Below are 8,136 nucleotides of genomic sequence, written 5' to 3'. Positions count from 1 at the left end.
GTCGGGCCTCCTGCGCGTCGGCCGCCGCCGCGCGAGCCTGCTCGCGGGCGCGGGCCGCGTCGGCCGCCGCGTCCTCGGCGTCACCGCGGGCCTCGTCGCGTTCGGTCTGCGCCGCCGCGATCTCGGTGGCGGCCTCGGCGCGCGCCTGGGCGAGCTGGCGCTGCACACCCACCGGGGACAGTTCGGCGTGCAGCGACTCGGTCAACGTCTCGACGATTTGGTCGAGCCGGTCCACCGCCTCCCACGTGCGGGCCACCTGACCGGGCAGGCCGGGGGCGTTGCGGTGGCGCATCCGGCTGTTGCGCGAGGCGCGCTGGCAGGCGCCGTCGTTGTCCCGGCAGTAGCGGAACGGGCGACCCGCGCCGACACGCTGCGGCACCGGCCGTCCACAGTGGGCGCACGGGCGGGTTTCGGCGGGGGTGGGCTGGGCGTCCATCGAGGGCGAAGTCTAGTGCCGGGCGGCCGAAGCGCCGTCAGCTGGCCGCCCGGGCGCTCGCGTCCAGCGCCGCTGGCCGCCGGGATGGTCCGCCGGCACCGCGACCCGGGACACTGACCCGCGGATCAGGGCGCGGCGATCGCCGCGCGGGAGCGGTCGGTGGCGATCCGGACGGCCAGCGCGGCCAGCGCGGTGCCGGTCACCCACTGCTGCACCCGCAGCCACACCGGCCGGCGGGCGAAGAACCCGGCCAGCGCGCCGGCGCTGAGCACGATCAACGCGTTCACGCTCAACGCGACGGCGATCTGGGTCAGACCGAGCAGCAGGCTCTGGGCCGCCACATGCCCACGCCCCGGATCGACGAACTGCGGCAGCAGCGAGGCGTAGAGGATGGCGATCTTCGGGTTGAGCAGGTTGGTGACCAGCCCCATGGTGAACAGCCGGCGCGCCCGGTCCGGCGGCAGCGGCGCGGGCGTGAACGGGGAGTGCCCACCCGGGCGCAACGTCCGCCAGGCCAGCCAGAGCAGGTAGCCGGCCCCGGCCAGCTTCACCACCGCGTACAGCGCCGGCACCAGGACGAAGACGGCGGCCAGCCCCGCGACCGCCGCGGCCAGGTAGACGCCGAACCCGGCGGCCACCCCGAGCAGCGAGACCATCCCGGCGCGGCGGCCCTGCGCCACCGAGCGGGAGACCAGGTAGACCATGTTCGGGCCGGGCGTGAGCACCAGCCCCAACGCCACCAGCGCGATACCCAGCAGCGCACCCGCACCCACCATGACGAACCCCCCGTTCACTCCGACACCCGCACCGACCGTAGGCCGGGCGGCCATACCGGCCCAGGGCCACCTGCCAGGCCGTGGCCTGCTGCTGCGCAACCGGACATCCCGGCGGCAACCACCCACGTCGGGCGGCGGCGGGAATGGCAGCCGGCCCGGTCGCGCTGACCCGTTGCGGTGCGCATCGCCGACCGGAGGCGGCGCGTTACGGTGGCCAGGGAGGTGCCGCAGGGTGACCGAAGCGTGGGAAGCGGCCGTGGAGTCGCAGATCCGGAGCGCCGTACAACGCGGCGAGTTCGACAACCTGCCCGGCATGGGCAAGCCCATTCCCGGCCGCGGCGCGCCCTACGACGAGTCGTGGTGGATCAAGAGCTTCCTGGAGCGCGAGGCGCTCCCCAGCGACCTGCTGCTGCCCACTCCGCTGCAACTGCGCCGGTGCATCGAGCAGGTCCCCGCCGAGGTCCGCGACCTGCCCACCGAACAGTCCGTCCGGGACTTCGTGGGTCAGCTGAACGCCCAGATCGTGGCCTGGCTGCGTAACCCCGAGGGTCCCCGGGTGGCGGTACGGCCGGTGAACGCCGACGAGGTGGTGCGCCGCTGGCGCGCGGAGCGCGCCTCCGCCGGATCCCGGACGTCCACCGACTCGCTGGCGCCTGCCGGCGGGCCGCCGCCCACCGGCGCACCGGTACGCCGGTCCTGGTGGGCGTGGCTGCCGTGGCGCCGCCGCCAGGCGACCTGATCTGCCCGGCGGCGGCGGTGAGCTGACCGGCACCGGCGGGTCATAGGCGTGCGGGCAGAATGTGGCCATGTCGATCGAGCTGCGAGCGGTGGCCACCCCTTCGGCGCCGGGCCTGGTCCTGCGGCCCTGGCGTGACGACGACCTGGACGCGCTGCTGGCGGCGTACCGGGATCCGGTGCTGCATCGGTGGACCCGGCGCCCGTTGACCACCGTCGACGAGGGGCGTCAGTGGCTGGAGCAGACCCGGCGGGACTGGGACGACGGCCGGCGGTTCACCTTCGCCGTGCTGGAGGACGCCGCGGACGGTCCACTGCTCGTGGCGTGCGTGGTGCTCAAGCGGATCGCGCCCAGGCGGCCGGCGGCCGAGGTCGGCTACTGGACGGCGGCGTGGGCGCGCGGTCGGGGCGTCGCCCCGCGCGCGGTCACCGCGCTCAGCCGCTGGGCGTTCGCGCAGTTCCCCGGGCTGGAGCGCCTCGACCTGCTGCACCAGGTGGACAACCCGGCCTCCTGTCGGGTGGCGGAGAAGAGCGGCTACGTCTTCCAGGAGGTGCTGCCCGCGTACCCACCATTCCCGCGCGACGGCCACCGGCACGCGCTCACCGCCCCCTCGGTCGGCTGAGGGCCGGTCAGTCCAGCGCCGCGCGCCAGGTCCACGAGGTGCGCCGTTCCCGGCCGGGCAGCTCACCGCGCCCGGTCATCCACAGCAGCACCTCGGGTGCCGCGCCGGGCGGGGAATCCGGGAACAGTCGCCGCAGCACCAGCCCGCTCAGCCGGTGCGGCGGCTGCCACGGCACGCCGAGGCCGAGGGTGATGTCGTGGGTGTGCAACAGGGTCTCGGCCACCCCCATCGCGGCGAAGCCGGCCGGGTCGCACGGGCCGAAGTGCCAGGCCCGGGTCTCGGGCGGCGCCGTGTCGACCGCGGCAGCCAGCAGCCCTGCGCAGGCCCGGACCACCGTGAGGACCTGCGCCGGCGTCGCGGTGGGGGAGACCCGCAGGTCGTACGGCAGGTAGGCGTCGTCGGGTCGGCCGGTGACCTGGCCGGCGTACCCGAGCAGGTCGTGCGCCACGTGCGCCGCGGTGGTCCAGCAGCTCCAGCGCAGCGTGCCGGCGGGCACCGACCAGTCGCGGTCCCGGTGCGGGTCCAGGACCCGGGTCATCTCCTCGGCCGCGTCGCGTACGTCGGCGCCGTCCACTGCTGGCATCCGTCGACCCTCGCAGCGCCCGCCGGCCGCCGCAACGCGATTCGACGCGACGCGCGCCGCAGCCGCCCGTTCGCCCGGGGCCGGCCACCGCCAGTGCCTGGTGGCTCCGGCCCCGGGCGGACAGCTCAGCTGCGTGCGGGTGACCACCCGTCGGCGACGAGCCGGGAGGCGTCTGCGCCCTCGCCGGAGAAGAGCGGGCCGTACCGGTCCGCCGCCGCGATCCGGTCGACGTAGACGCCGCGCCCCTGCCCGGAGCCGTCGGTGCTGCTGCTCCACCGCAGGTGGGTGGCCTGCTCGGGCAGCGCCACCGAGACCTGCCACCACACCCGGCCGCCGTAGCCGGTGACCGTGCCGTCGGCGCTCCACCGTCGGCCGGCGTCGCGGAGCCGCATGGTGGCCGGCGCCCAGGTCTGCCCGCCGTCCGTGGAGACCTCGAATCGTGCGCTGTCGTAGCGGGGTTCGGTGTCGTACCAGAGCAGGAAGCTCGCCGTGGCGCCCCGCGCGGGGCGGCGCAGCGGCGCCGTGAGCGTGCTCGTCGCGGAGTCGCGGGGATCGGCCCGCCAGGCGCTGGCCGAACGCGGCCGCACCGGCATCGCCTCGGCCAGGTCGCGGGCGACGGCACGGCGGGCCACGTTGTTGCTGCCCCAGCCACGGTCGGGGTGCACCCGGTTGCTGAGCATGACGACGAACGAGTGCGACAGCGGGTCGATGACGATCGACGTCCCGGTGAAGCCCGTGTGCCCGAAGGCCACCGGCGAGGAGAGGCCCATCATGTACCAGTGCTTGTTCAGCTCGAAGCCGAGGCCGCGGTCGCTCTCCGGGTAGGCCGACTCCAGAGGCGCGTTGTAGTTGACCAGCATCGAGCGCACCGTGTCCGACCGTAGGATCCGCCGGCCGCGGTACTCGCCGCCGTTGAGCAGCGACTGGCAGAGCACGGCCAGGTCCGCCGCCGTGGAGAACACCCCGGCGTGCCCGGCCACCCCGCCGAGCGACCAGGCGTTCTCGTCGTGCACCTCACCCCAGACCATTCCGCGTCCGGCGTACGGCTGGTACTCGGTCGCGGCGATCCGCGACCGCCGCTCCGGGCCCGGGTTGTAGCCGGTGTCGGTCATGCCCAGCGGCCGGGTCACGCCGTCACGGACCAGGTCGGCCAGCGGCCGACCGGTGACCCGCTCCACCAGCACACCCAGCGCGATCAGGCCGAGGTCGGAGTAGACGTACTGGCCACCGGGTGTCGCTCCGGTCGCGAGCGGCGTGGCGAGCGCGGCGGCGAACCGCTCGGCCGGCGTCGGGTACCTGCTCCACAGTGGCACGAACGCGGGCAGCCCCGACGTGTGGGTGAGCAGCATCCGGACGGTGACCGCCGCCTTGCCGCCGGCGGCGAACTCCGGGACGTACCGGGCGACCGGCGCGTCCAGCTCCACCCGCCCCCGTTCCACCTGCTGCATGGTGACGACCGTGGTGAACAGCTTCGACACCGACGCCAGGTCGAAGATGGTGTCGGGTCGGGTCGCGATCTGCTGGTCGGCCGGTAGTTCCACGCCGACAAGAGCGGGCGGTGGCCCGACGGACGCGTACTTCACCGCGCTGCCCACGGCGGCGTGCTGAACGATCACGCCGTCCTTGGCGGCCAGGACCACCGCGCCCGCGTACGCCGGGTATCCGGGGTGGTCCGGCGTCGGCTGGAGATACGCCGCCAGGTCGGCGGGCAGGCGGTCCACCTGCTCGGGGAGCAGCCCGACCTGGCGGGCGCCGCCGCGGCGCAGCGTGTCGTGCCGGAACTGGATGTCGGCGGGGGAGACGGTCGGCGGGCCGGACGCGGGCGACGCTGCCACGCCGGTGGCGGGCAGCGTCGTGCCCGCGACCACCAGGGCCAGGCCGAGCGCGAGTGAGCGGAACGGACGACGGACCGACCTGGTCATGACCGCACTCCTTAGTAGAGCAGGTAGGGCCGGCGGCGCCGGTTGAAGGTGGCCAGCTCGTCGGCCCACGCGCCGACGACGTCGTCGACGTCGGCTCCGGCGTCGATCTGGGTACGCAGCCGCGGCGAGCCGGTGAGCTTGTCGATCCAGTACGGGCGAACGGTGTCCCACGAGTCGCGTCGCCAGGCGAACGCCGGATACTTGTGCGCCTCCACCAGCATGGCCACGCCGGTGCGGATCGGGTCGTACACGGCCGGGTCGACGACCTTGACCTCCACGCCGGCGCAGGGCTTGTTGAGCAGGTCCGGCTTCTGCCCGGCCGAGGTGGGCGAGAAGTACGCCTCGCGGAACTCGACCCCGGGCAGGTTCCGGGCGTTGAGCCGGTCACCCCAGTGGTAGTCGAAGTCGGTCGCCAGCCCGCCGATCAGCTCGAACGGGCGGCACGTGCCGCGCCCCTCGGTGATCGACGCGACGCCCTCGAACAGGCCGGTTCCCGGGTAGACCAGCGCGGTGTCCGGGGTGGGCATGTTCGGACTGGGCATCACCCAGGGCACGCCGGTGTCGGCGGCGAGGTCGTCGCGCTTCCAGTGCCTGCACCGCACCACGTCCAGGTCGACCGGTCGCCCCGCCTCGGTGGGCAGGAACGTGGCGTTGAAGAACCGGGCCAGCTCCCCGACGGTCATCCCGTGCTGCTGGATGATCTCCTTCAGACCGACCCCCGAGGTGTACGGGGTGGTCATCATCGGCCCGTAGGCCCGCCCGCCGATCGGGTTCGGCCGGTCCAGCACGACGTAGCGTTTGCCGACCCGGGCCGCCGCGACCATCGAGGTGTACATCGTCCAGATGTAGGTGTAGAAGCGAACCCCGACGTCCTGGATGTCGAAGACCACCGTGTCCACCCCGGCCTCGGTGAACATGGCCTCCCACCGGGCCTGCGAGGCGCCGTACGCGTCGTACACCGTGATGCCGGTGCGGGCGTCGACGCCGGTGCCCTCGCTGCCGCCGGCCTGCGCGGAGCCGCGGAAACCGTGCTCGGGCCCGAACGCCGCGACCAGCTGCACCCGGTCGGAGCCGTGCATCAGATCGACGAGATGCCGGTAGGTCGAGTCGACACCGGTCGGGTTGGAGACGACACCCACCCGCTGGCCGGTGAGCTCGGCGAACCCGGAGGACACCAACTCGTCGAGGCCGGTGCGGACCGTACGGCCACGGGGGCTGGCGACTGCGGGCGTCACGGCCGCGCCGACCCCGAGCGCTCCCACGCCCAGTGCGCCCGTGCCGACCAGGAAATTCCTCCGCTGCATTGGTTGCCTCCTACCAGCTCAGGCCGTGGCCGTAGGGATAGAGCACGGAGCCCCCGCCCTCGGCCGTGGGGATCGTGACGGGCAGCCGCCCGCTCGGGGACAGCTCGCCGTGCAGCGCACGGACGAGCGTGTCCATCGCCGCCCGGGTGTACGAGTAGGTCGCCAGGTAGGTGGTCACACCCGGCAAATACGCGATGTCGTACGGGTCGCGGACCGCCACGACGACCACCGGCTTGCCGGTGGCAAGCAGCGCCGCGACGAGACGCTGCTGGGTGGCGCGCGGATCGGAGACCGTCGTGTCCCACGCCTTGTTCACCAGCACGACGGTGAGGTCGTGCTCGGCGGCCTGGGCGGCCGTCGCGGCGATCACCGCGTCCGACGGCAACGTCGCCGGTCGGGCGGTGGCCCGGGCGCCACGGGCCGTGAACCCGGCGGCGACCGTCGCCACCGGTGCGAAGGCGGCGCTGTCCCAGCCGGTGACCAGCACCGACCGGTCGGCGCGGGGCAGCGGCAGCACGCCGGCGTCGTTGCGGACGGCGGTGAGCGTCGGGTCGGTGACCCGGGCGACGGCGGCGAGATGCTCGGGCGCGCCGACCGTCCGGACCGCACGTTCGACGTCGACCAGCGGTGAGTGGGCCAGTCCCTGGCGGTACTTCATGCCGAGGATGCGCCGGACCGACTCGTCGATCCGGCGCTCGGTGAGCTCGCCGGTGGCGACGGCCCGCAGCACCGCGTCCCGGGCCAGCGCGAGGTCCGGCGGCATCAGGAGCTGGTCGGCGCCGGCCTTGAGCGCCAGGACGGGCACCCGCTCGTCGCCGTACTTCGCGCGTACGCCCGCCATGTTCAACGCGTCGGTGACGATGACGCCCCGGAAGCCCAGTTCACCGCGCAGCACACCCGTGAGGATCCTGGGCGACAGCGTCGCCGGGTCGCCGGACGGGTCGAGAGCGGGGATCACGATGTGCGCGGTCATGATCGATTCGACGCCGGCCCGGATCGCCCGCCGGAACGGCGGCGCGTCAATCCGGTCCCACTCGGCGCGGCTGTGGTTGATCACCGGGAGGCCGGTGTGGCTGTCGGTGGCCGTGTCGCCGTGCCCGGGGAAGTGCTTCGCCACGGCGGTCAGCCGGGCGTCGTCCTGGAAGCCGCTGACCTGGGCGGCGGTGAGGTCGGCCACCAGACGGGGGTCGGCGCCGAAGGACCGGACGCCGATCACCGGGTTGCCCGCGTTGACGTTGACGTCGGCGATCGGCGCGTACGGCTGGCGGATGCCGACGGCCCGCAGCTCGCGCCCGGTGATGTCCGCCGCCGTCCGGGCGAGCTCGGGTGAGCGTGCCGCGCCCAGCGCCATCGCCCCGGGGAACTGGGCGGCGGGGGAGGGCATCCGCAGCACGGTGCCCTGCTCCTGGTCGGTGGAGATGAGCAGCGGCACCCGGCCCTTCGCGCGGTCGCCGAGGGCGGCGCGCTGGAGTCCGTTGGAGAGGGTGGCGATCTGGCGAGGACTGTCCAGGTTGTGCGACCAGGAGAAGTAGCAGACGCCGCCGAGGTGGTACCGCTGGATCACCTCGGCCGGCGTCTCCACACCGAACGCGGCGAGGTTCGCGGCCCGGTCGGCGGCCGTGGGCTCGGTGGCGTCACCGCCGTAGACGTAGGTGGAGAAGAGCTGGCCAACCTTCTGCTCCAGGCTCATGTGCCGCAGCGTCGAGGTGACCCAGCCGTGCTCGGCCGACGGGGGGTGTGCCGGTGCGGGGGAGGCC

General features: G+C 74.1%; 7 protein-coding genes and 1 pseudogene. 2 read left to right on the top strand and 6 right to left on the bottom strand.

Annotated elements, in window-relative coordinates; translation table 11 throughout:
- Together EAD98_RS29665 and EAD98_RS29660 are read right to left on the bottom strand one after the other, a co-directional pair.
- A pseudogene (locus tag EAD98_RS29665) lies at window positions 1-436 on the bottom strand (hypothetical protein); the annotation flags it as partial.
- Between the two features lie 125 nt (window positions 437-561).
- Entirely contained in the window at window positions 562-1,212 is a 651-nt protein-coding gene (locus tag EAD98_RS29660; RefSeq protein ID WP_121657253.1) for a LysE family translocator, read from the bottom strand.
- Between the two features lie 232 nt (window positions 1,213-1,444).
- Between EAD98_RS29660 and EAD98_RS29655 the strand changes: the two genes are divergently transcribed.
- Complete coding sequence (locus tag EAD98_RS29655; protein ID WP_121657252.1) at window positions 1,445-1,951, top strand: DUF1992 domain-containing protein; 507 nt, start codon at window positions 1,445-1,447, stop codon at window positions 1,949-1,951.
- 67 nt (window positions 1,952-2,018) lie between these two features.
- On the top strand, window positions 2,019-2,570 hold the full coding sequence (locus tag EAD98_RS29650; protein WP_121657251.1) for a GNAT family N-acetyltransferase: 552 nt from the start codon (window positions 2,019-2,021) through the stop codon (window positions 2,568-2,570).
- A gap of 7 nt (window positions 2,571-2,577) precedes the next feature.
- Here EAD98_RS29650 and EAD98_RS29645 read toward each other — a convergent pair whose 3' ends face one another.
- The 4 genes from EAD98_RS29645 to EAD98_RS29630 all read right to left on the bottom strand — a co-directional run.
- On the bottom strand, window positions 2,578-3,153 hold the full coding sequence (locus EAD98_RS29645) for a maleylpyruvate isomerase N-terminal domain-containing protein (protein ID WP_199723614.1): 576 nt from the start codon (window positions 3,151-3,153) through the stop codon (window positions 2,578-2,580).
- 125 nt (window positions 3,154-3,278) lie between these two features.
- Window positions 3,279-5,075, bottom strand: a complete 1,797-nt coding sequence (locus EAD98_RS29640; protein WP_121657249.1) for a serine hydrolase domain-containing protein — start codon at window positions 5,073-5,075, stop codon at window positions 3,279-3,281.
- An 11-nt stretch (window positions 5,076-5,086) separates the two neighbouring features.
- Window positions 5,087-6,379 (bottom strand): exo-beta-N-acetylmuramidase NamZ domain-containing protein, encoded by a 1,293-nt coding sequence (locus tag EAD98_RS29635; protein ID WP_121657248.1) that lies wholly within the window; start codon window positions 6,377-6,379, stop codon window positions 5,087-5,089.
- A gap of 10 nt (window positions 6,380-6,389) precedes the next feature.
- Window positions 6,390-8,136, bottom strand: a 1,747-nt coding sequence (locus EAD98_RS29630; RefSeq protein WP_147457527.1) for a glycoside hydrolase family 3 protein, incomplete at its 5' end; no start/stop codon positions are given.

This window comes from Micromonospora sp. CV4 (assembly GCF_003667455.1).
Lineage (GTDB): Bacteria > Actinomycetota > Actinomycetes > Mycobacteriales > Micromonosporaceae > Micromonospora.
The sequence above is the reverse complement of the archived record's forward strand: the minus strand, read 5'-3'. Positions and strand labels throughout refer to the sequence as shown.

Bases quoted from the DNA above. Each gene is read 5' to 3' on its own strand.
- EAD98_RS29645 (WP_199723614.1), bottom strand. From the start codon at position 3,153: ATGCCAGCAGTGGACGGCGCCGACGTACGCGACGCGGCCGAGGAGATG.
- EAD98_RS29640 (WP_121657249.1), bottom strand. From the start codon at position 5,075: ATGACCAGGTCGGTCCGTCGTCCGTTCCGCTCACTCGCGCTCGGCCTG.
- EAD98_RS29650 (WP_121657251.1), top strand. From the start codon at position 2,019: ATGTCGATCGAGCTGCGAGCGGTGGCCACCCCTTCGGCGCCGGGCCTG.
- EAD98_RS29660 (WP_121657253.1), bottom strand. From the start codon at position 1,212: ATGGTGGGTGCGGGTGCGCTGCTGGGTATCGCGCTGGTGGCGTTGGGG.
- EAD98_RS29635 (WP_121657248.1), bottom strand. From the start codon at position 6,379: ATGCAGCGGAGGAATTTCCTGGTCGGCACGGGCGCACTGGGCGTGGGA.